Raw genomic sequence first — 22,973 nt, 5'->3', positions numbered from 1 at the left:
GGTAAACGGTCGATTTTTGGCTGCGAATAGGGGCATAATCAAAGTCCCGATTGGATGTATTGGGATTACGACAAGCCGCTCGGGTCGTTCCCGGGCGGCTTGTTTGTGGAGAGAGATGGGAGTTTCTAATGGTTAACGAGAAGAAGGTCGCTATTGTCGGCTGCGGTTTCGTCGGTTCGTCTTCGGCGTTCGCACTGATGCAGAGTGGTCTGTTCTCCGAGATGGTCCTCATCGACGTGGACAAGAACCGTGCCGAGGGTGAGGCCCTGGATATCGCGCACGGCATGACGTTTGCCGAGCCGATGAAGATCTACGCCGGCGATTATTCCGATGTCGCCGACGCCGCCATGATCGTCGTCACTGCTGGCGCTGCCCAGAAGCCCGGTGAGACCCGCCTGGACCTGGTCAACAAGAACGTCAGCATCTTCAAGTCCATTATTCCCGAGATTAAGAAGTCCGGCTTCGACGGCATTCTGTTAATCGTCTCCAACCCGGTCGATGTTCTGACCTACGCCGCCATCAAGATGTCCGGCCTGCCCGAGGGCCACGTCATCGGTTCCGGTACCGTGCTCGACACCGGCCGCCTGCAGCAGATGCTTGGTGCCCACGTCGAGGTTGACCCGCGCGATGTCCAGGCCTATGTCATGGGTGAGCACGGCGACTCCGAGTTCGTCGCTTGGTCCAGCGCTCAGGTTGCCGGCGTTCCGCTGAACACCTTCTGTGAGCTTCACGGCCACCTGGAGCATGAGGCTGCCGAGAAGCGTATCGCCGAGGACGTCAAGAACTCCGCCTACACCATCATCGAGAAGAAGCACGCCACCTACTATGGCGTCGCCATGGCCGTCAAGCGCATCTGCACCGCCGTCATGCGCGATGAGCAGACCGTTCTGCCCGTCTCCTCGCTCATGGTGGGCGAGTATGGCCTGTCCGATCTCGCCATCTCCATGCCGACTGTCGTTGGCCGCGACGGCGTTGTCTGCCGCGTCCCCGTCCCGCTGGACGATGACGAGCAGCATGAGCTCACCGCTTCCGCCAAGGCCCTCAAGGACATCATCGACAGCGTCGACTTCTCCTGCTAAATCAAGCTCGCCAGAGCGAAAAGCTACAATGAAGGCGTCCGGGTCCACACGGCCCGGGCGCCTTTTTGGTGCAAAGTAACCTGACCTCAATGCACCATAGTTGATGGGAGGGCCATGTCGGATTCGCCTAATTTTTTGACCTATGCCCAGACGGCGTTTGATCCGTTTGAGGAGCGGCCGTTCTGCGCGGTGGATAGCCTGGTCTTTGCGTGGCTGTCCTATTTGCGTTTGCCGGGTGATATGGCGGAGCTGACGGACTGGCAGGGCCTAGACGTACGCGAGCTGCTGCGTGCCGAGTGCTACCGGGACATGATTGACGACTTGTGGGACCCAGAGGGGAGCAGGGCCTTGTTGGAGGCCGTGGCAGCAAGCCCTCGCTACCGTGGCGTGCACGTTTGCGGCTATCGTGCCGTGAGCGATGTGGTGGCGACAGAGCAGTTTGCAGCCATGGCGTTCCGGTTTCCGGCGGGGTTTAGCTATCTTTCCTTCCGGGGGACCGACAGCACGATTGTGGGCTGGAAAGAGGACTTTAACATGGCGTTCCGGTGTCCTGTGCCGGCCCAGGAATCCGCGACGCGTTATGTGGACGAGGCGGCGGATGCGATTGACGGGCCGCTTTTGTGCGGAGGTCATTCCAAGGGTGGAAACCTTGCGGTGTACGGTGCGGCGATGTGCCCCGATGTCGCCCGTGAGCGAATCGAACGGGCGTATTCCCATGATGGTCCGGGCTTCGTCGAGGAGTTTCTGAGCGGCAACGCCTTCGCCGACCTATCCGGTCGAATCGACAAGACGCTACCTCGGTCGTCGATCTTTGGCATGATTTTCGAGACACAGGAGGACTATGCCATCGTTGAGAGCACCGAGTTCAGCCTGCTTCAGCATAATCCCTTTAGCTGGGTGGTTGATGGTCGCGACTTCGTGTACTGTGAGCGCCTGTCCGCCGGTGCTCGATACGTTGATGGCTCCATTCGCGAGATGCTGCTTGCGGTGTCGCCTAGCGAGCGCGAGCGTTTTGTAGATGCGTTGTTCTCCGTGCTTGAGGCTACGGGTGCTGAGCGGTTTGCGGATATCGCTGGGAATCTGCGCGAGAGCCTGCCCGTGATGCTCCAGGCTGCGCAAGGCTTTGACAAGGATACACGACGCTTTGTCTCGCAGACTATCGTTGCGATTCTTAAGTGTGCGCTTCTGCCCAAACGTCCCCAGATCGACATGCCCGCTGCCGGCAAGAGCTTGGCAGAACAGCTCGAGGCTTGGCAGTCCGAGCTCCTGCGCTAACCATTGGTGCAAAGCAACCTGTCCCCGATGCACCAATCTTCGATGCGCCTGGGGCGGGATCGACCGCTATACTGGTTCGTGCCGAAATCGATCTAGAACGGAATGCCGTATATGAAAATCAATCACGCGATTCTGCATATCCTGGACTTTGACTCTGCCGTCAACGTCATGAGCCAGCGCGAGCTCGATATCGAAAGTCGTACCGTGCGCAATTTCGTAACCACGCATCTGCGCCGCGCACGCACCTCGGCCGACAATAAACGCGCCACGTTTGCCGAGAACTCTGCGTTCGGCGGCGAGCTCAAGGGCTATTTCTTTGGCGAGCGCGAATTCGTGGACCTGTCGCAGCAGATTGCGGAGTTTATCTCCTCCGAGCTCACCAAAGCCGAGAAAGCCGAGTCTACCGATGTGCTCGTGGCTGATTTTGACGACGATGAGGATGCCCGCTGGTTTGCCGTGATGCTGCTGGGCTCCAAGCAGGCTTTTATGCACGAGGTGGGCCGCGAGGAAGGGGAGGTACGCAACGACATCGCGCGCCACTACGCTATTCTGCCGAATCCCTCGCAAAAGGTGCCAAGCTATGCCATCGTGCGCGCGAGCACCATGGAGATCGGCTACGTGGACAAGAAGCGCAAGATTGCCGGCGAGGATCGTATGCTTATCCCCGATGGCCTGCTGCAGTGCGACACGGGCGTATCGGGTAAGGAGGTCATCGACACCGTGACGCGTGTGGTCGAGGAAGTCGCCGAGGAACACGGTGCCAATACGGCCGTAGCGCTCGCTAAGGTTAAGGCTGCCGTTGCCGAGAAGGTCGAGGATGACGAGGAGCTGCCGCCTTGGGATATCGTCGATGAGGTCTTTGAGGACGAGCCGGTCATCAAAGAGAGCGTGCGCGCGGCACTGACCGAGGAGAAGGTTCCTGAGCGCGTTCCTGTGGAGCGCAAGCAGGTCGAGCGCGCGGCCGTGCGCAATCACAAGATTCGTACCGATACGGGCATCGAGATCAGCTTCCCGGCCGAGATGGGTTCGAATTCCGAGTACATTGAGTTCGTCAATGAGCCCAACGGCCTCATCTCCATCGAACTCAAGAATATCGGCAGCATCGAGAATCGATAAGTTGCGTTACGTCTACAGCGAGAAAGCAAAGGCCGAAGCTCTTTGGGGCTTCGGCCTTCTTGTTTGGGGATGAATTGCCCCGCAGGTTGAGCATAAGTCAGCGAAAACGCGGTTTGTCAAAACCGCGTAACTATTAAAGTTGACGTAAGCCCTCTTCCAGGCCGGTCTTGCTGTCGGTCTTCTCGTCGCGCATCTTGATGACGCGGGCGGGGACACCGGCCACGACCGCACCGGCGGGGACGTCCTCGACGCACACGGCGCCGGCGGCAACGACAGCGCCCTTGCCTACGTGCACGCCCTCCAGAACCACGGCGTTGGCGCCGATCATGACATCGTCCTCGATGATGACGGGCGTGGCGCTGGCGGGCTCCACGACGCCTGCCAGCACGGTGCCGGCGCCGATGTGGCAGTTCTTACCCACGGTGGCGCGACCGCCCAGCACGGCGCCCATATCGATCATGGAACCCTCGCCGATAACGGAGCCGATGTTGATGATGGCGCCCATCATGATGACGGCACGGTCGCCAATCTCGACGCGGTCGCGGATGATCGCGCCCGGCTCGATGCGGGCGTTGATGCCCTTAAGGTCGAGCATGGGCACGGCGGAGTTGCGGCAATCGTTTTCAACGTCGTAGTAATCGATGGAGTCGGCGTTGGCGTCCAGGATGGCCTTAAGCTCATCCCAGTCGCCAAAGACGGTCTTGCCACGACGACCGCCGTAGACATGTGCGTCGCCCCAGGCAACCTTCATGCCCGGCTTCTCGCGCACGTACAGCTTGACGGGCGTCTTTTTGGGCGCGGTGGCGATGTAGTTGATAATCTCCTGTGCATCCATCTCGGCTGCGTTGCTCATTTGCTATCTCTCCTTTGGGTGGATTCGGTTGATACCTGGTTAGGCAAACATGACCTGGTCGAACGTATAGAAGCCGGGTTCGCGGGCGACGAGCTTCTGCGCGGCTGCCAGGGCGCCGTTGACAAAGATCTGACGGCTCGTGGCGCGGTGGGTGAGCGTGACTTCCTCGTCCTGGCCAAAGAAACCCACCTCGTGCACGCCGGCTACGGTGCCGCCGCGCAGCGAGTGCATACCGATTTCCTTGGGGTCGCGCGCGCCGCACATGCCCTCGCGGCCATAGACGGGGTGGTAGCCTGCCTCGGGCTCGGCCTCGACGACGGCGTCGAGCAACAACTTGGCAGTGCCGCTGGGGGCGTCGACCTTTTGGTTGTGGTGCGTCTCGACGATCTCGCAGTCAAAGCCGGGCAGCTCGCGTGTGGCCTGGGCCACCAGATGACGCAGGGCGGCGATGCCGATGGAGTAGTTGCCCGAGTGCATGACGCGGGCGTTCTGACCCAGCTCGCGCAGGCGGTCCATCTGCTCGGGGGTGTAGCCTGTGGTGCCTGAGACCAACGCCGCGCCCGTGCGCTCGACATAGGCGACGACGGCATCGAAGGTCACGACGTTCGAGAAGTCGATAATCACATCGGCTGCCGGGGCGCTCTCGAGCCCGGACAGATCAAAACCGATCTGGGCGACGATATCAAAAACGGGCTGCCCGCCGGCGTCGACAATGCCTTCGGCGGTAGTGCGGATGAGCGAGCCCATGCGGCCCGTTCCCATAATGACGGTCTTAATCAAGCAGACCAGCTCCCTTCAGAGCATCGGTAAGTGCGGCTCGCGTGTCGTCTGCCATGGGGCACAGCGGCATACGGTAGTTTGCCTCGATCATGCCCATCTGGGCGAGCGCTTCCTTGACGGGGATGGGGTTGACCTCGCTAAAGAGGGCGTTGATGAGCGGCTGGCCGGCAATCTGGATATCGCGGGCGCGCGCTACGTCGCCGTCCAGATAAGCGCGGCACATGTCGTGTACGAGCTGCGGCTGCACGTCGGCCCACACGCTGATGGTGCCCGAAGCGCCCAGGCTCATGAGCGGCACTGTGAGTGCATCCTCGCCCGAGTACATGCGGAAGTCATCGGACAGCAGGTGGGCGATCTTGGCCGCGTAGGCGACGTTGCCCGAGGCCTCCTTGATGCCCATGATGTTGGGGTGCGCGGCTAGGCGCTCTACGTTGCGCTCGCTGATACCGCAGCCGCAGCGGCCGGGGATGTTGTACAGGATGCAGGGGATGTCAACGGCATCGGCGACGGTCTTAAAGTGCTGATAGATACCCTCTTCATTGGACTTGTTGTAGTAGGGGGTGATGAGCAGCAGACCGTCGGCGCCCAGGCCCTGATAGGTGAGCGACTTGGTGAGCATGGTCTGCGTGGAGTTGGAGCCCGAGCCGGCGATGACGGGGACGCGTCCTGCAACATGCTTGACCACGGCGGCGACGACGGAGTTGTCCTCGTCATCGGTCATCGTGGCACTCTCACCGGTGGTGCCCAGGGTGAGGATGGCGTCGGTGCCGTTTTGCAGGTGGAAATCGATAAGGCGCTCGAGCGCGTCAAAGTCGACGCTGCCGTCCTTTTTAAACGGCGTAACTAGGGCGACGATTGAGCCCTCGAGAGTGCGGATGTCCATGTTCTTCTCCTTCGCCTTCGCGATCTGGATGCGTTTGTTCCATTGAGCTGCGACTGCTAGGCGCTCGTCTTGGGCGCGACGGCGGGCACTTTCGGCGCGCGACTTGGCCAGCAGCTCTCGGCCGCACGGCAGCACGTCGAGCGTGGCAAAGTAATCGCCCGGGCGCTCAGAGCGTCGAATGAGGTCGGCCGAGCCATCGGGGCGCAGCAGGACCTCGGCGGAGCGCAGGCGGCCGTTGTAGTTGTAGCCCATAGAGTAGCCATGCGCACCGGTGTCGTGAATCACGAGCAGGTCGCCCATTTCGATATGCGGCAGCTCGCGGTCGATGGCGAACTTGTCATTGTTCTCGCACAGATTGCCCGTGATGTCGTAGGTGTCTGTGACGGGCGCTGTGGTCTTGTCGTCGCCACCCGGCTGGCCCATCACCGTAATGTGGTGGTAAGCGCCGTACATGGCAGGGCGGATCAGGTCGACGGCGCTTGCATCGACACCGATATAGTCCTTGTAAATCTGCTTCTCGTGAATGGCCTTGGTGACCAGGCAGCCGTAGGGACCCATCATAAAGCGACCCATCTCGGTGCAGATGGCCACATCGCCCATGCCGGCAGGAACCAGGATCTCGTCGTAGGCAGCGTGTACCCCCTCGCCGATGGCGTGAATGTTGTTGGCCTGTTGCTCGGGCTGATAGGGAATGCCGACGCCGCCGGACAGATTGATGAAGGCGACGTGCGCGCCGGTCTCGCGCTCCAGGCGTGCGGCAAGCTCAAAGAGGATGCGTGCGAGCTTGGGGTAGTAGTCGTTGGTGACGGTGTTGCTGGCAAGGAATGCGTGGATGCCAAAGTTTTCGGCGCCCTTGGCCTTGAGCATGCGGAAGGCCTCGAAGAGCTGCTCGGTGGTCATGCCATATTTGGAGTCGCCCGGGTTGTCCATGATGCCGTTGGAGAGCTGGAACAGACCGCCTGGATTAAAGCGGCAGCTGACCGTTTTGGGGATGGGCCCCGCAACGCGCTCAAAGAACTCGATGTGGCTGATGTCGTCAAAGTTGACGATGGCGCCCAGCTTGTCGGCGAGCTCAAAGTCGGCAGCCGGCGTATCGTTGGACGAGAACATGATGTCGTGTCCCGTGATACCCAGCGAGCGGGCGATCATGAGCTCGGTATAGCTCGAGCAATCGCAGCCGCAGCCGTATTTGTTGAGAATGGAGATGAGCGCCGGGTTGGGGTTGGCCTTGACGGCAAAGTATTCCTTAAAGCCCGGGTTCCATGCAAAGGCGTCGCACACTTCTTGCATGTTGCGGCGGATGCCCGCCTCGTCGTATAGATGAAACGGCGTGGGGAACTGCTCGACGATATGCTCGAGTGTCTCCTTGTCCACAAACGGCTGCTTGGCCGCATATGCCTCGTTGGGGGTCAATGCCATGTCCCGTAAACCTCGCTATCCAGACGGCGCCATCTGCGCATCGAATCCGCATAGCGTGGACCCAATGTCCGGATAGCGCTCCCGCATTGCTGCAGACAGTCCTGTGGGTGTTTCCCACAGGCCCACCAGGTTGTTCGTGCCCGAAAAACCCAGTTCGGCGGGTTTCGCCTCCCCACGGGGTCAAAGCCTGCTGGCTCGCCCGCGGCTCTTCGTGCCCGCGCCTCTATCAAGTGGTAAAGACCCTATCACGTTGCACTTTACCAAACAAGAGTATTCGTATATAACGTTTAAAAAATGCAAGGATATGCTGGAAACATGTGCGCCACAATCCTGTATCACAATAAGTTGCAACAGATGTGCCTCACGAAGGGATCCTCTATGACCGAGCTCCAAGAACTCCGTCGCTATCGCCGCGATCTCCATCGCATTCCGGAGCTCGATTTCGATCTTCCGCAAACCATTGCCTATATCGAGGGCGTGTTGGCACCGCTCGCTTGCGAGGTGACCCATCCGTGCCCCAGCTGCGTCTGCGCTTTCTTCGACGCCGGCGTTGGTGCCGCGCATGCCACGGCGATTCGCGCCGATATGGATGCGCTGCCCATTGCCGAGGCAACAGGGGCAGCGTTCGCCTCGACACATCCCGGCAAGATGCACGCTTGCGGACATGACGGACACATGGCCATGGCACTTGCCGCCGCGACGTATGTCGACCGTACGATTCGCGAGCAGCCGGGCGCCATTAGGCGCAACGTACTCTTTGTGTTCCAGCCGGCCGAGGAAACGACAGGTGGTGCCAAGACGGTATGCGAGAGTGGTGTGTTCGAGCGCTATGGGGCCGACCGCATTTTTGGCTTCCATGTGTGGCCCGATCTGCCTGCCGGCACGTTGGCGAGTTGTTCCGGTCCGCTGCTGGCGCGTTCGAGCGAGACGCATATCCATATTCACGGTACGAGCATCCACATCGCTAAGACCTATGGTGTGCCGGTTGGGGAGTCGCACGATGCCGCGTTGGCGGCAGCGAAGTTTTTGGTTGCCGAGCGCGAGCTGATGGACGAGCTGGGCACCGACGAGCCCTGTATCGGTAAGTTTGGTCTGCTGCAGGCCGGTACCGTCTGCAACGCGGTGGCGGGGGAGGCCCATGTTGCCGGCAGCCTGCGTGTGTTTACGGACGACATGTTCGACCGTGCGCGTGAGGGTGTGCGCCGCGTGCTTGATGAGGCATGCGCCGCAACGGGCTGCGCATATGACCTCGATTTTGCCGAGGGCTATCCGCCGGTCGACAACGACCCCGAGCTGTTTGCCAACATCATGCCTGCCTTGCCCGAGCTGCAACTTGTGGACGAGCCGCTGCTGATCGCCGAGGATTTCGCGTTCTATCAGCGCCATCTGCCGGGCGTGTTTTTCCTGCTGGGTACGGGTATGCCAGAGGACCAAGACAACCCGAGTGATTCGGATGGCTGCCCCGCTTATGCCACAAGCGCTCTGCATACCGATAGCATGCTCTTCGACGAGGAGATTCTTCTCAAAGGCTTCGATGTCTACAAACGATTACTTTCGCTTGACTAAGGCGTGAAGGACTATTTGTTCTAGAAAACACGAACAAACGTACGATATAATAGAGATGTAAGTCTATAGAAACGTTTGACGTTACTAACGTAAGGCGATACTATGATTGCATCGTATAAAGATGAGGATACCGAACGCTTTGCCATGGGTGTGCGGGTCAGGAGGTTCGTGCCCTTTGAGCGCGTTGCGCTGAGGAAGATTCGCCAACTGCAGGTTTGTGCTTCGCTTGATGATCTTCGCGTTCCGCCGGGCAACCGCCTGGAAGCTTTGAAGGGCGATCGTGCCGGTCAATATAGCATCCGTGTTAACGAGCGCTATCGGGTCTGTTTTGAGTGGAGACAGGAGATGGCTTGGAATGTCGAAATCGTCGATTATCACAAGTGATGAGACCTCGGCCGATTTGCTGTCGCCGGTGACCCCTGGTGAGCTTCTCAAAGAGGAGTTTCTTGTTCCCATGGGCATTTCTCAATATCGCCTTGCGAAAGAGACCGGGATTCCGGCTCAGCGTATCGGGCAGATTGTCTTGGGAAAACGTCGCGTGACGGCCGACATCGACCTCCGTCTTTGCCGTTATTTTGGCCTGACGGATGGTTATTGGCTGCGCGCTCAGGTGGCGTTTGACCTTGAGGTCGAGAAAAGGCGGATCGAACCGGAACTCGATAAGATCGTTCCTGTTCAGCAGGCCATCGCACTGTAGTGCTCAGAGATGATGGGGTGGCGCGGCGATGAAGCGACGCCGACAGTCTGCTGTATATAGTCCGGGCGGTTGCGGGTGCGGCTTGCTGCTGCTCCCGGTCATCGCTGTGAGCATTGGCGTAATGTTTGCGCTTGCCGGGTTGGCAGCAGCGGCACTCGTGTTGCTGATTGTGGCCATTGGCGTGACGATTTGGCTTTGCCGCAATCGCGAGCAACGCCGTGCCGACGGTAAAACCACTGTCGGCTGGGTCGTCTTCCTGATTATTGCGTACCCGCTGAGTGCCAGCTACCTGGTGTTCTTTGTCCTGTTGATGATCAGCGCCTTTACTGGGGAATCCGTAACGGTGGGTTGACGCGCTGCCAGCAGACGGTTGCGCAAAGTGCGTTTGCTCGGCGTTTGGATAACTGCATTGGCCGTTTACTGCAGCCTTAGCTCTCAGCTAATGAATTCAAGTTCAATCCTTTCTACGATGTGCTGTGTGCCGGCGCGGTAGCCGGATCGTAGGAAGGATGAATAATGGCAAAAGAGGGAAAGAAGCCGATCGGCAAGATTGTCCTAGGCGTCATCGTGGTGCTGGTTATCGTCGGTGCCGTGGGCTCTATGGGTGGCAATTCAACCGATTCGTCTGCGAGCGATTCGGCAAAACCTGCCGAGGCGACACAGCAGGCTGAGGAGCAAAAAGAACCGCAAGAACCGTATACCATTGCTGATGAGGCTGAAGACACCTCCAATCAGTTTGCCTATAAGATCACGGGCACGCTGACCAATAACACGGACAAGGAAAAGAGCTACATTCAGATTGAGTATGTTCTGTATGATGCCGATGGCAACCAGGTTGGAACGGCTCTTGCAAACACCAATCATCTGAAGGCGGGCGGCTCCTGGAAGTTCGAGGCGCTGGGTACAGTGTCTCCCGACCAGGTTGCTAGCTGGGAGCGTTCGGACGTAAGTGGTTTCTAGCATGTTGCATGCACTGGGGGAGGTGAAGCCGTATGCCCGATAAAAAGCTGACCGAGGAGTTGCTCAATGAGCTTCTCGATGCGCCGAACATCGATGGCTATATCAGGGAGCACGACTTTGCCGCCCCGTCGCTTTCGGACTACCTGAAGCAGCTACTGCAGGAAAAGGGCTTGGAGCGTTCGCGCGTGGTTCGCATGGCCGATCTCAATGAGACCTTTGGCTATCAGATCTTTACCGGCGCGCGTCATCCGAGTCGCAATAAGGTGCTGCAGATTGCCTTTGCGATGGCGCTGACGCTCAAAGAGACCAACCGTGCGCTGACGGCTGCCGGGGTAAGCGTCCTTAACTGCAAGGACCACCGCGATGCGATTATCATCTTTTGCATCGATCGCGGGTGCAGCCTCCAAAAGGTCAACGAGGAGCTGTATCGCTTTGGCGAGGAGACGGTGAGTTAGCGGCTGATATCTGAGCCGGTGGAGCTGTCGAACAACGATGCAAACGAACGGGGCGCGGATGCCATGGGGTGTCTGCGCCCTGCGCTATGATGGAGGCTATGGATACTCAGACCCCAACATATTCCAATGACGAGCTGACCGCAGCGCTTGCCGAGCACCTGGCGTCGCTCGATCGCGACGACAGCTATCGCGTGGAGCGTGTACTTAAGCGCTCGTCCGTTGAAACAACCGAGCTCGTGTACTTTGAAGGAACCGGCGGTGGTTCGCTCGGCCCCTTTGTCCGTAAGCGCATCGATGCTTCGGCTCAAATCGGTGGGGCATACGGGCGTCTGTTTGCCGCTCAGCGGGCAGGTAGGCGTTTTGAGCACCTGCCCAGAATCGTCGATTGTCGTCGTGCGGGCGACGAGCTCAACGTGGTTATGGAATACATCGAAGGGGAGACACTCGGGGCGCTGGTGGACCGTCTGGGAGCCACCCCCGATTATGCGCACGAATTGTATCCTGCCCTATGCGATGCCGTGGGCGAGCTCCACGCCGGTTTTGCGATGGCGGGGGAGACGTCGGCGCCGGTGATCCATCGCGACCTCAAGCCGTCGAATATCATCATGACAGGTGCCAACTATACGCCTGATGACGGTCTGACGTTTTCGTCGCTGGTGATTATCGACTTGGGGATCGCGCGCGTATGGCGCGATGGCGCCGATGCCGACACCATCAAGTTTGGGACACGGCCCTATGCGCCGCCCGAGCAGTATGGGTTTGGGCAGACGAGCGTGCGAAGCGACGTCTACGCACTTGGCGCCCTGTTGTTCTTCTGCTTGACGGGAGTCGACCCTAAACCAGGGCTCGACATGCGCGAGCAATGCGAGGCGCGTGGCATTCCCACCCCACTTGCCGATGTCATCTGCATGTCGATGGCGCTCGACCCGGCCAAGCGTTTTGCGAGCGCGGAAGCGTTGGGACGGGCGACGCGCGCGGCATACGATCTGAGTCGCCCCGTGCGGCCTCCTGCGCCTGCGCCTGTCCGTACTCCGGCCTCGGAGACGGTGTTGACGCCCCAAGGGCTCCAGAACCCCACAGGGCTTCCTAGGCCTGCCGCCTCCGCTGCATGCGGTTTGCTCTCTCGCGTTCCGGAGTCTCTGGGGCGTATTTGGAATACGCTCGTCTGCTTCTCGCTGCTTGTGTTCTTTGCCGGAAGTCACTTTGCCGTCTTTCACCCCACGGGAGCAAACCAAAGCTACCCGACGTGGCTTCTCATAATCGAGTATTTTTTCTTTGTCGATGGCCTTATGGTGCTTATGCATTTTGCGCTGCTCGATAAGCGCCGTCTTCGTCGGCGATTCGCACTGCTCGACAGCTATCGCGGCAAGAAACTCGCGAAACTCTGGCTCAAGGCATTGGGTGTGCTGCTCCTATGCATGATCGTCATAGTCGCGGTTGCCAATGCGACCGGCGTTGTCGATACCTCCGCTACCTAAAAGAAAAGGGCCCCATTGGGGCCCTTTGCAGTTGCACTTAGATGCGGTTCATCTGAGCGGCGACTTTGTTGTACCAGTCCTGCCACGTGGGCGGGCAGTACTTTTTGGCCGCAGCCGGGGTAAGGGTGGAGCCGTAGTTGGCGCCCAGATAGGCAACGTGAGCGGAGATGCCCTCGCTCCAGCTGCCAAAGCTGCGCCAACCGCCGCCACGTGCACTCCAGCCCCAGGCGTTATAAGAATTGGCGCAATAAGCACCCTTGGTGCTCTCGATGCAGGCGATGGCGGGGGACCAACGGGGGTCGACACCGGTATTCCAAGCGGCGACGGCAAAGTTATAGCCCTGGCCTGCCATAGGGGAGCCGGCGAGATAATTGTCGATGCGGCTCGTCCACTCATTAATGAACGAATCGTAATCGGAGCTACCGGTATTGGAGTTGTTCACCGTGGTGTCGATGGTGGTGTTGGTGTTGGTGGCCTGGCTGCTGGAATTGCTGCCGCTTACGCCCTCGCCCGAGAGCTTCTCGGCGGCAGCGGCCTTATCGGCCTCAAGCTTGGCAAGCTCGGCGGCATTTTCCTGCTCGGCTTTTGCCTGTGCCTCGCTGCGGAGCTGCTGGGCCTGTGCCAGCGCATCCTCGGCGTTTTTCTGCTCCGCCTCAAGCTGAGACTTGGCCTGCTGGAGCTCGGCCTTGTTCTGCTCGAGTTCGGTTTGCATGCTATTGAGCTCTTCGATCTCGTCGACGCTCGAGCTCGTGATCTGGTTGGTGTATTTGCAGGTCGTGATGAACTCACCCAGGCTCTGCGCGTTGACCAGGAAGCTCACGATGGGATTGGTGCCCTTCTGATACTTGTACAGATCGCGCATGGCAGAGCTTGCCTTGGCCTGCTGCTCGGGAAGCTTAGCCTCGATTTCCTCGATGCTTGCCTCATTGGAGTCAATCTGCTTTTGCAGGTCATCGAGTTTGGTGCGGGCGTCGTTGTAGGCGCTCGTGGCGGCTTCGATCTTCTGCTGGGCTGCGGAAAGCTGGTCCTGCGTTGCCTGCGAGGCGGCATACGCCGCAACGGGGGAGAGCATCGGCGAGGCCGTCAGCGCAACGGCGAGCGCGGCGCTCGTGATGATACGAGCCGGCTTCGACGCAATGAGCGCTGCGGTGCGATGATTCGAATGCTGCATCCAGTCCCTCTGCAATCAATCGTAGGTTATGGTTCGAACGGTATTCTACTACTGCTTTCGACCTCAACTTGAACCTTAAAGGTTCCAAAGGGTCAAGTTGAACTTGAGGCTTTGGCTTTGACCTGCAGTTATGATGAATTGTTGAGAAACCATAGAGTTCAACTTTAACGTTACGGGGGCCTGTTTAAGAGGAACTTTGGGCTGTAAAAGCTATCTCAACGTGGGGTTTTACAACTACAGCGTGCCCTCCTGGCGAGCCTGCTCAATCTCTTCGAGCGCCTCGGCGGGGGTGAACGAGCAAGTGCCGTCGCCGAGCTTGACCACCTGGATTTCGTCGCCGGTATGGACCTCTCCGCCCTTTAGTACCACGCCGAAAACGCCCTCGTGGGGAAAGATGCAGTCGCCGGCGAGATAGTAGATGGCACAGCGGGTATGGCAGACTTTGCCGATCTGACTGATTTCGACGAGTACTTCGCTGCCGAGCTTGAGCTGCGTGCCCAAGGGGAGTGAGAGCAGGTTGATACCCTGGGTGGTGAAGTTCTCGCCAAAGTCGCCCTCGTGCACATCGAGCCCGCGCGCCTGCGCCGTCTGGATGGACTCCGCGGCTAAAAAAGAGACCTGGCGGTGCCAATGTCCGGCGTGCGCATCGGTAGCGAGGCCAAATTGCTCGATGACGGTGTCGCGTCCATCGGCGACGGGCGACTTGCGAGTGCCTTTGTGCTCCGACGTGTTGATTGAGACGATACGGGCAGGCCCGTTGTAAGCATCGTTTGCGGTGCGTAGGGGAGCTGCCGTCTGGGCACGATCCGCAAGTTCGCGCTTGGCGGCGTCAATGATGGGGTTGTTGATCGGATGAGCCTGGGGCACGGTGCACCTTTCGACGGGGCGGGCAACATGTTGAATCCTACAACAATGGTAGGTTCATTGCCCATTGTCATACAACGGTGAGCGCCGTCTTTGTGCTGGCCTTCGTGCTGGACGATTACGTCGATTGCCATAGATACGGTGGAGCTTTGGGCGTCGGCGGCTTGGCACGCTAGAATAAATCAGATGCGCAAAGACCGCCCGTTGTGTGGGCAGTTCATGATAGGAAGTTTCCATGGCATTGCAATTTACAGAGCGCGAGTTCATTCCCGTGCTGCTCGGTGGCGACATCAACGCCTATTCGGTGGCGCGCGCCTTCTACGAGGAGTACCAGGTCAAGAGTCTGGTCTTTGGCAAGTACCAGACGGGTCCCGCGTACCGCAGCCAGATTATCGACTACACGCCCAACGTGGATATCGATACCATGCCCGTGATGCTCAAAACCGTCAACGGCATTGCCCAAGCGCATGCCGATAAGACGATTGTCCTTGTGGGCTGTGGCGATAACTATGTTGCCCTCGTGGCTCAGGCCAAGGATGCCCATGAGTTGGCGGATAACATCGTCGCGCCTTACGCTCCCTACAGCATGCTCGAGCAGTGCCAGAAGAAGGAGATCTTCTACGAGCTGTGCGAGAAGCATGGCGTGCCTTATCCGCATACCTTTACCTTCACCATGGCGATGCTGAACGACCAAGGCGAGGCACCTGCCGAGGTGCTCGACCAGATCGATTTTCCTTACCCGATGATTCTGAAGCCTTCTGACGGCATCATGTGGTGGCAGCACGAGTTCGAGGGCCAGAAGAAGGCCTATGAGATTGCCGACCGCGCCGAGCTGGAACAGGTCATTCGCGATTCGTATGCCAGCGGCTACACTGACGACCTGATCTTGCAGGACCGCGTGCCCGGTAACGACGAGTACATGCGCGTGCTCACCAGCTATTCCGACCGCAACGGCAAGGTGCGCATGATGTGCCTGGGCCATGTGCTGCTCGAGGAGCATCAGCCCCACGGTGTCGGCAACCATGCCTGTATCATTACCGAGCCCAACGACGAGCTCATGGACGGCGTGCGCAAGTTGCTCGAGGACCTTCACTTTGTGGGCTATTCCAACTTTGACGTTAAGTACGACGAGCGCGACGGCTCGTTTAAGTTCTTCGATTTCAACACGCGCCAGGGCCGCAGCAACTACTACGTCACTAACAGTGGCTTTAACGTTGCCAAGTATGTGGTGGACGAGTATGTGTTCAACCGTCCATTTGAGCCGGAGTTTGTGACGGCTCAGGACGAGGCCCTGTGGATGGTCGTCCCCATGGGCGTCGTCGACAAGTACGTCAAGGATCCCGAGCTGCGCGCTAAGGTGCATCGTCTGGACAAGGAGGGCAAGGGCGCCGACCCTTCGTTTATGAAGGGCGACTTTGTCTTTAACCGCTGGCTGCGCATGTGGCACACCAAGCTGCGCCACTTCAAGCTGTTCAAGACGTATTACAAGTAGATGAGCGCGGCGCCCGTCCGGTTTGCATCGGGCGGGCGCGGGTATGATACGCGCAATTGCGCAAGCGTCACCAAGGAGGCGGCGATGGAAAAGCTGGGAGTTATCGGCGGCATGGGCGCCGAGGCCACGTCGTATTACTACGACCAGGTGGTGCGCCACACGGCTGCTGCCTGCGATCAGGAACATATCGACATGGTGGTGCTCTCCAAGTCGACCATGCCCGACCGCACGTTGGCCATTAAGACCGGCGAGCATGCCAAGCTGCTGGCGACCATGAAAGAGTGTGCCCAGGCACTCGAGTCGCTGGGCTGCGCGCACATTGCCATTCCCTGCAACACGTCACACTACTTCTACGATCAGATCCAGTCGTTTACGAAGGTGCCGATTATCCACATGCCGCGTGAGTCGGTGCGCTATGCTCTGGCCGGTGCGGTGATGGGGGAGTGCGAGTTCGACCCCAACCTGAGTATGCCGGCCGAGCCGGTGCACAAGATTGGCATCATGGGCACCGACGGAACCGTGGGCGCGGGCGTCTACGGCCGCGAATGTAAGGCTGCGGGTGTTGAGGTCGTCTATCCCAGCGAGAAACGTCAGAACGATGTGATGTCGCTTATCTACGATGATGTGAAGGCCGGACGTGAGCCCGATATGGATAAGTTCGACCGCGTGATGTGGGAGTTCGCCCGTAGCGGCTGCGACCGCGTCATTCTGGCCTGCACCGAGCTCTCGGTGCTGCAAAAGTACCGAGAGATGCCCGAGATCACCCTCGACGCCATGGATGTCCTGGTGCGCGAATCCATCATCCGCAGCGGCGCCCCCTACCGCCTCTAGCTTCCGACCCGCCAAAAAGGGACAGGTTAATTTTGGTAGGTTTTATCTGGTGAAACAGTAAAGGCCTCGGCTCGTTTGGTGCGAGCCGAGGCCTTTTGCGTTGGGCGGTTGCTGTCGGTGGTGAACTAGAACAGGAAGCCGATGGCGATGAGGGCGATGCTGACGATGAGCACGGCGATGTCCAGGCCCTTGATGGGGTAGCGCTTGTACGAGCTGGCGCGCGTACGCAGATAGAAGCCGCGCTGTTCTGCCGCCAAGGCTGTGGCATCGGTCTTGCCCACGCTTGAGATGAGCAGCGGCACGCACAGTGGCAACATGAGCTTAAGCTTCTTGATGGGGTTCTTGGTGTCGTACTCGACGCCGCGTGCGGTCTGCGCCTCCATGATGGCATTCATCTCCTGACCAAACACCGGCACAAAGCGCAGCGCCGTGGTAAAGGTGAAGGCATAGCGATACGGCACGTGCAGCACCTCGACGCAGGCGTTGGCAAGGTCGTTGAGCTTGGTCACCATGAGCATGAGGATGAGTGGTAACGCCACACCCAGCAGGCGCAGGCAGGCCTTCGATCCTGTGATGAGGCCCGTGTCGGTGATAAAACCCCACACCACGTTGCCATCGCGCATAAAGGCCAGCTGGAGCACCAGCATGATAAGCGCGAGCGGAATCAGCAACTTGAGCAGCGAGAACAGACGGTCGACGACGCCGGCATAGGCACCCAGTGCAAGGGTGAGTGCCAAAAAGCCCAGCAGCGCTACGTAGGTGTCGGACAAGAAGATGCCGACGATGATGGCAGCGGCGAGGCCCAGTTTGACGACGGGGTTCAGGCGATGCAGCAGCGTATCGCCCGGCATGTAGTCGATGACGTTAACCACGGTGGACCATCTCCTTGGTAATTCGAACGACATCGGTGACCTCGCTCACCTGCGCAAAAGCGGGCGAGACGGAAGATGCCAGACGGCGCGAGAGTTCAATAACCTGGGGAGGCTCCACGTAGGCATGCTGCATGAGTTCGATGTTCGAGAATAGCTCGTGCGTGCGGCCGCGGTCGAGGATGCGACCGTCGGCCATCACCACAATGCGCTCGGCAAAATCCGAGACGACTTCCATATCGTGGCAGACCATGATAACGGCGCAACCGCGCTCGGCCATGGTGCGCACCGTTTCCATGACGGTCATGCACTCGCGGTAATCAAGGCCGCTCGTGGGCTCATCGAGTACGACGATCTTGGGCTCAACCACTACGACGGAGGCAAGCGCCACCATTTGTCGCTGGCCACGCGAAAGCGAGAACGGCGCCTCATCGGCAGGCAGGCCAAAGCGGTCGATGACGAGTTGGGCACGACGCAGAGCCTCGGCACGGTCCATGCCGCCAAGCTCCAGGCCAAAGGCGACCTCGTCGAGCACGGTGTCCTTGCAGATCTGGCGGTCGGGGTTTTGGAAGAGGGTCGCGACCTCGCGAGCGATGCGGCTCGTGGGAACGGCTGCGGTATCCAGTCCCGTGACGCGCACGCTGCCCGAGGCGGGCTTAAGCAGGCCTATGAGCAGTTTGGTGAGCGTGGTCTTGCCGGCGCCGTTTTGGCCGACGATGCCCACGAGCTCGCCAGGATAGAGCGTCAGGCTAAGGTCGCGTACGGCGGCTCCGCCATTGGGATAGGCAAACTCAACATGGTCGAAGGTGAGTACGGGTTCGGCGTCCTTGGCATGAGGACGCAACGACGGTGCATGCGGGGAACCGGCGGGCGCCTGGGCTTCGATAGCCGCGTGTGCGGGGTCGACGATGCCCGAAATCAGGCGCTCGGCCTCATCGACATCCAAGCAGGGGGTGCCGCTTACCAGGCCATCGGCCTCGAGGCTATTGAAGATACGCGTGACGCGAGGGCAGTCGACGCCGATGGCACGGAGCTCGTCGGTATGCGCGAAGACCTCGTGTGGCTCGCCCTGCAGCGCGATTTCGCCATGGTTGAGCACGAGCACGCGGTTGCAGTACTCCGAGAGCAGGGCGACCTTTTGCTCAACGACGACGATGGTGATTCCAAGTGCGCGGTTTGCCTCACGCAGCGTCTCGAAGACCAACGTGGAGCTAGCGGGGTCGAGTGCCGCGGTGGGCTCGTCGAGAACCAAGACGCGCGGACGCATGGCGAGGATGGCGGCGATGGCTACCTTTTGCTTCTGTCCGCCCGAGAGGGTGGCGATCTCGCGGTCGCGCAGGTCGCTGATGCCGACGGTCTCGAGCGTTTCGCTCACGCGCCGCTCGATCTGGTCGTGGGGAACGCCAAAGTTCTCGAGGCCAAAGAGCATCTCGTCCTCGACGACCGAGGCGACCATCTGCGTGTCGATATCCTGCAGCACACTGCCGACGATTTGCGACACGTCGGTCAGCGAGACCTCGCAGGTGTCGTGGCCGTCAACCATGACGGACCCAAAGAACGTGCCGGTGTAGTGGTGGGGCACGGCACCCGACAGGCAGGCGGCAAGCGTGGACTTGCCGGCGCCCGAGGGCCCGATGATGCCGATGAAATCTCCCTTGTTCACGCTGAGCGAGATGTGGCTGAGCGCCTGCTCGGTCTGCGTGCCATAGGAGAACGAGACATCGTCGACGTTGATGATCGTTTCCATGGATACCTTTCATAGTCATTGGGGACGTTCTTAAATGACCAGTCGTTTAAGAACGTCCCCAAGAGCTCGTTGTTTGGGACAGTCTTTACCGATGGGGCACTGTGGGTTAGTTGAGCCTAAGGGCCTTCTGGATGGGCAAGTAGAGGGCGCCGACCAGAATGGCGTTAAAGACGGCGGTCATGGCGACGACGGGCAACATGGCGGCGGCGAGCTCGCCGACCACGCCGAGCATGGCCATCTTGATGACCATGAAGATGACGCCGGAGACAAAGGTGGTCAGGAAGGTTGCGACAATGGCGATCGCGGGCTTGACCTGACCGTTCTTGCCGGCGGCGTTGACGATGCCGGCCATGAGCATGGCGGCGATGCCCTCAGCGGCAAAATCGACGAACGGCGAAGCGGTGGTGATCTGGATTACGGCAGCCGAGATGAGGCCAATGACGAGCGCCTGGCCGATGTTGGGGCGAACGACCAGGATGGTGAGGCAGAAGGCCGAGATGATGAACTCGGGGCTGATCATGCCGCCCGAGATGCCCGAGATGGCCTTGCCGACGGTGAAGTTGAGGATGAAGCCGGCAGCGAGCAGGATGGCGAGCAGGACGAGAGCACGGACGTCGAGTTTGCCGCGGTCGGCGGTCTGGACGGTGCGGGGCTGGGCGGCGGTGGTGTTCTGAGACATGGTGAAAATCCTTTCGGAATGGGGGTGCAAGAGAAAAGCGGAGGCGCGTGATGCGAATGCGATCGGGCTCGAGATAGAAAAAGGCCCCCGGTCGAAACCGGAGGCCTTCCAATCACCTAGAGCGCAAAAACAGGCGTGAGGGACTCACTGTCGACCGATCGTATTCGCATCACGCCACCACCAGTTGTTGAGAGACTTCATCGTGTTCTTCATGTTGGTGGCTCCTTTCGTGATACCGTGGCACGGTCGCACCTAGTTGCTGTTGCGCTGCACTATAGCACAGCGAAGTGCGTGCGGGGAAATCTTTTTTGAAAAGATTTCAGGCGGGTTTCCCGCCGGTCAAAAGAGCGGGCTGGGCGGGCGAGGCTGCCATTGCTGCCTTGCCCGCCCAGCTAAGACGTTACTCCTTATTGCGACGGTAGAGGAAGTAACCGCCCGCGGAGATGACGGCAACGCCAGCGATGGCGAATGCGGCCACCATGCGGCCATCAAAACGATCGCCAGTGGTGGGCAGGCCGCCCTTGGTGTTCGTCTTGTTAGTGGTTACCGTGGTCGTGGTGTCGGACTTGCTAGGCTTCTCAGGCTTGGCGGCTGGCTGCTCGGGCTTAGCGGGCTGCTCGGGGGTACCGGGCTGCTCAGGAGTACCAGGCTGCTCGGGAGTGCCGGGCTGATCCGGGGTGACCGGATCGGTGGCAAGAGCATCCTTGGCGTAGGTGATGGACACCTTGAGGCCGTTGGTCTCGGTGTTCAGGTCGCTTGGGGTGAAGGGCTGGTCGAAGTTTTCGGCCTTCTGATAGGCGCGCATCTCCTGGAGCAGTGCCTTGCACTTCTTGTAGGTGTTCTCGGTAGCAGCCTTGCCGGCCTTGTTGGCCAGGGCAGTGCGGCCCTCGGTGGTCGTCTCGGCCAGCATGGCGGTGTCGACTTCCTTGTTCTGCTCGATGAGCTCGTTCTGGAGCGCATCGAGGTAGGTGCGGACGCTGGTGGCGAATTGTGCGCGGTTCGCGAAGCAAAGCGAGTTGATGTCCATCAGGACGTAGTTAATGGAGTTCTCGGGCTCCTCGTTGTTCACGATGTCCGTCTCGCTGCAGTGACCATAATCAACGGTCTGGTCGCTGAAGTAGGGGCTGACTTCGGTCATCAGAGCGGAGTATAGCGGGATAGCGACGGAGAACTCGGCGCAGGAGAGCATCTCCCACTGGATGGTTGCAACCTCGGGGTCATAGCCCTTTCGAATCTGGAAGAGGTTGGCCTCGGCGTTGCGGTCGGAACCGATGCTGCTGACACCGTCAGTATTGGCATTAAGGCCGGGGACTTTTTCACCGCGGTTGCCGAAGGCGCGAATCAGCTCAAACGTGTTCCAGTCGGACTTGCTGGGCTGGAAGAACAGCGGCTGCATCTCATGAACCATGGCACCGAGCGTGACGTCATTCTTGTCCTTGTCCTTGACGATCTCGTAGTCGGTGCCCTCGGTCAGCGGAGCCATAAAGTAGTCACGGCCCTGGATATAACGCGCCCAAGAGCCCATGCCCGTATTGTTGATAGATACACCGTAGGTCTGGGCAACATCGAACTGTCCGTCTTCAAAGTACTTGGCGAAGCCCTTCTCTTCGGGCATAGTCTTGATCCCCTCAGAGTGGAGGCAGTTCTCAGGATCGTCAAGATTGACCTGGAAATTGAGGTTACTAATGTTGGGGTTGACCGAAGCGACGTCGTCGGTCAGCTTCATAGCGATCCACTGGTGGCCGGAAAGCGCGGCGAACAGCCAAGTTTCGGTGTTGTCGGCGATGACAATCTGGTCGTTGGAGCAGACGCCCTGCTCGTCAATTAGACTGCCGATAAGCTCGACGCCCTCGCGGGCCGTTGCGCTCTCGCCCAAGATGACGCCCGCGTAGCTGTACTCGCCGATGCCGGTATTTTTGACCTCGGGATTTGCTTTGTGGGCATGCTCGGTCGTGGGATCCGCTGCCTTGGCATCGTCGTTGTAGGAGGTGCTCAGTGTTGCGGAGCAGGAGACGCCCTTCTCATTGATGCCGGCCTCGGAGTAGGCATCCCAGCGTCCGTCCCACTCAGCAGGATGGTCGCGCACGTAGCTGTAACGATACGTAGTCTTGGTCGAGGTGTAGGAGAATCCGGACTCGTTCGAGCTGTAGGTATGACCAGGGCCATAAGAGGGCTCGATGCCATAGTGTTTGAGGTAACGAGTGCCAATGTCCTCGGTGCGGCCATAGTACGTGTTACCGTCGGCCGTAAGGTTCTTGCCCATGTACATCTGCGTGCAGGCGAGCGCAGATGTCGGCATGGACATGATGGTTGCAGCTCCAAAGGCGAGGCCTATGCCAAGCTTTTTGAGCGCGTTGACGGGGTGAGTTTTCCTCATTTTCCCTCCCAGCGTGCGAAAGCCCTCCGTTGCCAGAGGGCTTCAGCCAATAAAGACACCCCATTAGCGTAACGAACTGGAAACAATATTCATCTATGAAAGAAACTTACTCGATAAGCGTAATGAAATATGCGATGAGCGGTTAATTGTACTCAGTTTATAGCTTTACTTTAATAAAGACGCCCTGTAATTACTGTAGTCGAATAAAGTAGCTGGGAATGCCCGAAATGAAAATCCCCTGCTGTTTGGCAAATGCATAAACGGCAGGGGAGACGATAATTGGATGAATATCATACCAATGTAGATTTACTTCTTTCGGCGGTGAATCACGTTGATGGCGTAACCGACGAGCATGGCCAAGACGATGACAATAAAGCCGATC

General features: G+C 59.2%; 21 protein-coding genes and 1 riboswitch. Of the genes, 12 read left to right on the top strand and 9 right to left on the bottom strand.

Translation table 11 applies throughout. From position 1 onward, the window contains the following. Window positions 1-128 precede the first annotated feature (128 nt). From DW870_RS07460 to DW870_RS07450, 3 genes are all read left to right on the top strand, one after another. Window positions 129-1,079, top strand: coding sequence for an L-lactate dehydrogenase (locus DW870_RS07460; protein ID WP_117564413.1), 951 nt, complete (start codon window positions 129-131; stop codon window positions 1,077-1,079). A 114-nt stretch (window positions 1,080-1,193) separates the two neighbouring features. After that, window positions 1,194-2,354, top strand: a complete 1,161-nt coding sequence (locus tag DW870_RS07455) for an Mbeg1-like protein (RefSeq protein WP_117840191.1) — start codon at window positions 1,194-1,196, stop codon at window positions 2,352-2,354. Window positions 2,355-2,465: 111 nt separating this feature from the next. Next, window positions 2,466-3,470, top strand: a complete 1,005-nt coding sequence (locus DW870_RS07450; RefSeq protein ID WP_022094136.1) for a nucleoid-associated protein — start codon at window positions 2,466-2,468, stop codon at window positions 3,468-3,470. 133 nt (window positions 3,471-3,603) lie between these two features. Here the strand turns inward: DW870_RS07450 and dapD are convergent, their stop codons facing one another. Genes dapD through dapA form a run of 3 tightly spaced genes read right to left on the bottom strand, consistent with a single transcriptional unit; the run spans window position 3,604 to window position 7,405 of the window. Further along, window positions 3,604-4,323, bottom strand: coding sequence for a 2,3,4,5-tetrahydropyridine-2,6-dicarboxylate N-acetyltransferase (gene dapD / locus DW870_RS07445; RefSeq protein WP_099431491.1), 720 nt, complete (start codon window positions 4,321-4,323; stop codon window positions 3,604-3,606). Between the two features lie 39 nt (window positions 4,324-4,362). After that, window positions 4,363-5,103 carry a 4-hydroxy-tetrahydrodipicolinate reductase gene (gene dapB / locus DW870_RS07440; protein ID WP_197032804.1) on the bottom strand — a complete coding sequence of 247 codons (741 nt, stop codon included), beginning with the start codon at window positions 5,101-5,103 and terminating at the stop codon, window positions 4,363-4,365. Beyond that, window positions 5,096-7,405, bottom strand: coding sequence for a 4-hydroxy-tetrahydrodipicolinate synthase (dapA, locus tag DW870_RS09500; protein ID WP_117840192.1), 2,310 nt, complete (start codon window positions 7,403-7,405; stop codon window positions 5,096-5,098). The genes dapB and dapA overlap by 8 nt, the downstream gene beginning before the upstream one ends. Window positions 7,406-7,470: 65 nt before the next feature. After that, window positions 7,471-7,639: riboswitch (Lysine riboswitch) on the bottom strand. Window positions 7,640-7,783: 144 nt separating this feature from the next. On the opposite strand from dapA, the gene DW870_RS07430 reads away from it, so the two are divergent. The 7 genes from DW870_RS07430 (at window position 7,784) to DW870_RS07400 (ending at window position 12,561) form a co-directional block, all read left to right on the top strand. Next, window positions 7,784-8,971 (top strand): N-acetyldiaminopimelate deacetylase, encoded by a 1,188-nt coding sequence (locus tag DW870_RS07430; RefSeq protein WP_233506200.1) that lies wholly within the window; start codon window positions 7,784-7,786, stop codon window positions 8,969-8,971. Between the two features lie 102 nt (window positions 8,972-9,073). Then, window positions 9,074-9,355 carry a type II toxin-antitoxin system RelE/ParE family toxin gene (locus DW870_RS07425; RefSeq protein ID WP_006234335.1) on the top strand — a complete coding sequence of 94 codons (282 nt, stop codon included), beginning with the start codon at window positions 9,074-9,076 and terminating at the stop codon, window positions 9,353-9,355. Next, a complete protein-coding gene (locus DW870_RS07420) occupies window positions 9,327-9,668 on the top strand; it encodes a HigA family addiction module antitoxin (protein ID WP_117877287.1) in 342 nt (113 codons plus the stop codon). The genes DW870_RS07425 and DW870_RS07420 overlap by 29 nt, the downstream gene beginning before the upstream one ends. A 28-nt stretch (window positions 9,669-9,696) precedes the next feature. Beyond that, on the top strand, window positions 9,697-10,020 hold the full coding sequence (locus DW870_RS07415; protein WP_117759042.1) for a hypothetical protein: 324 nt from the start codon (window positions 9,697-9,699) through the stop codon (window positions 10,018-10,020). A 164-nt stretch (window positions 10,021-10,184) separates the two neighbouring features. Further along, window positions 10,185-10,628, top strand: coding sequence for an FxLYD domain-containing protein (locus DW870_RS07410; RefSeq protein ID WP_055309781.1), 444 nt, complete (start codon window positions 10,185-10,187; stop codon window positions 10,626-10,628). A 32-nt stretch (window positions 10,629-10,660) separates the two neighbouring features. Then, on the top strand, window positions 10,661-11,083 hold the full coding sequence (locus DW870_RS07405) for an XRE family transcriptional regulator (RefSeq protein WP_117759040.1): 423 nt from the start codon (window positions 10,661-10,663) through the stop codon (window positions 11,081-11,083). 98 nt (window positions 11,084-11,181) lie between these two features. Continuing rightward, the gene (locus tag DW870_RS07400) at window positions 11,182-12,561 is read left to right on the top strand and encodes a protein kinase (protein ID WP_117833482.1); all 1,380 of its coding nucleotides are present in this window, start codon (window positions 11,182-11,184) and stop codon (window positions 12,559-12,561) included. 37 nt (window positions 12,562-12,598) lie between these two features. Here DW870_RS07400 and DW870_RS07395 read toward each other — a convergent pair whose 3' ends face one another. Continuing rightward, window positions 12,599-13,732, bottom strand: a complete 1,134-nt coding sequence (locus tag DW870_RS07395) for a glucosaminidase domain-containing protein (protein WP_117759034.1) — start codon at window positions 13,730-13,732, stop codon at window positions 12,599-12,601. Window positions 13,733-13,966: 234 nt separating this feature from the next. Then, window positions 13,967-14,599 (bottom strand): MOSC domain-containing protein, encoded by a 633-nt coding sequence (locus DW870_RS07390; protein ID WP_199411461.1) that lies wholly within the window; start codon window positions 14,597-14,599, stop codon window positions 13,967-13,969. Window positions 14,600-14,831: 232 nt separating this feature from the next. Here DW870_RS07390 and DW870_RS07385 point away from each other — a divergent pair, with 232 nt between their 5' ends. Beyond that, window positions 14,832-16,088 (top strand): ATP-grasp domain-containing protein, encoded by a 1,257-nt coding sequence (locus tag DW870_RS07385; protein WP_117759032.1) that lies wholly within the window; start codon window positions 14,832-14,834, stop codon window positions 16,086-16,088. 84 nt (window positions 16,089-16,172) lie between these two features. After that, window positions 16,173-16,919, top strand: a complete 747-nt coding sequence (locus tag DW870_RS07380; protein ID WP_040358337.1) for an aspartate/glutamate racemase family protein — start codon at window positions 16,173-16,175, stop codon at window positions 16,917-16,919. Between the two features lie 125 nt (window positions 16,920-17,044). On the opposite strand, the gene DW870_RS07375 is transcribed toward DW870_RS07380, so the two are convergent. The 4 genes from DW870_RS07375 to DW870_RS07360 form a co-directional block, all read right to left on the bottom strand. Next, the gene (locus DW870_RS07375; RefSeq protein WP_022094111.1) at window positions 17,045-17,791 is read right to left on the bottom strand and encodes an energy-coupling factor transporter transmembrane protein EcfT; all 747 of its coding nucleotides are present in this window, start codon (window positions 17,789-17,791) and stop codon (window positions 17,045-17,047) included. Then, window positions 17,784-19,535: an ABC transporter ATP-binding protein gene (locus tag DW870_RS07370; protein WP_117759030.1), complete on the bottom strand. Its 1,752-nt coding sequence runs from the start codon at window positions 19,533-19,535 to the stop codon at window positions 17,784-17,786. Before DW870_RS07370 ends, DW870_RS07375 begins: the two co-directional genes overlap by 8 nt. A 106-nt stretch (window positions 19,536-19,641) precedes the next feature. Further along, window positions 19,642-20,214 (bottom strand): hypothetical protein, encoded by a 573-nt coding sequence (locus tag DW870_RS07365; RefSeq protein ID WP_117759028.1) that lies wholly within the window; start codon window positions 20,212-20,214, stop codon window positions 19,642-19,644. Window positions 20,215-20,614: 400 nt separating this feature from the next. Beyond that, on the bottom strand, window positions 20,615-22,591 hold the full coding sequence (locus DW870_RS07360; RefSeq protein WP_117848671.1) for a C69 family dipeptidase: 1,977 nt from the start codon (window positions 22,589-22,591) through the stop codon (window positions 20,615-20,617). Between the last annotated feature and the right edge of the window lie 382 nt (window positions 22,592-22,973).

Source organism: Collinsella sp. AM38-1BH, assembly GCF_003467545.1.
Taxonomy (GTDB): domain Bacteria; phylum Actinomycetota; class Coriobacteriia; order Coriobacteriales; family Coriobacteriaceae; genus Collinsella.
This window is presented reverse-complemented; position numbering and strand designations above follow the sequence as displayed.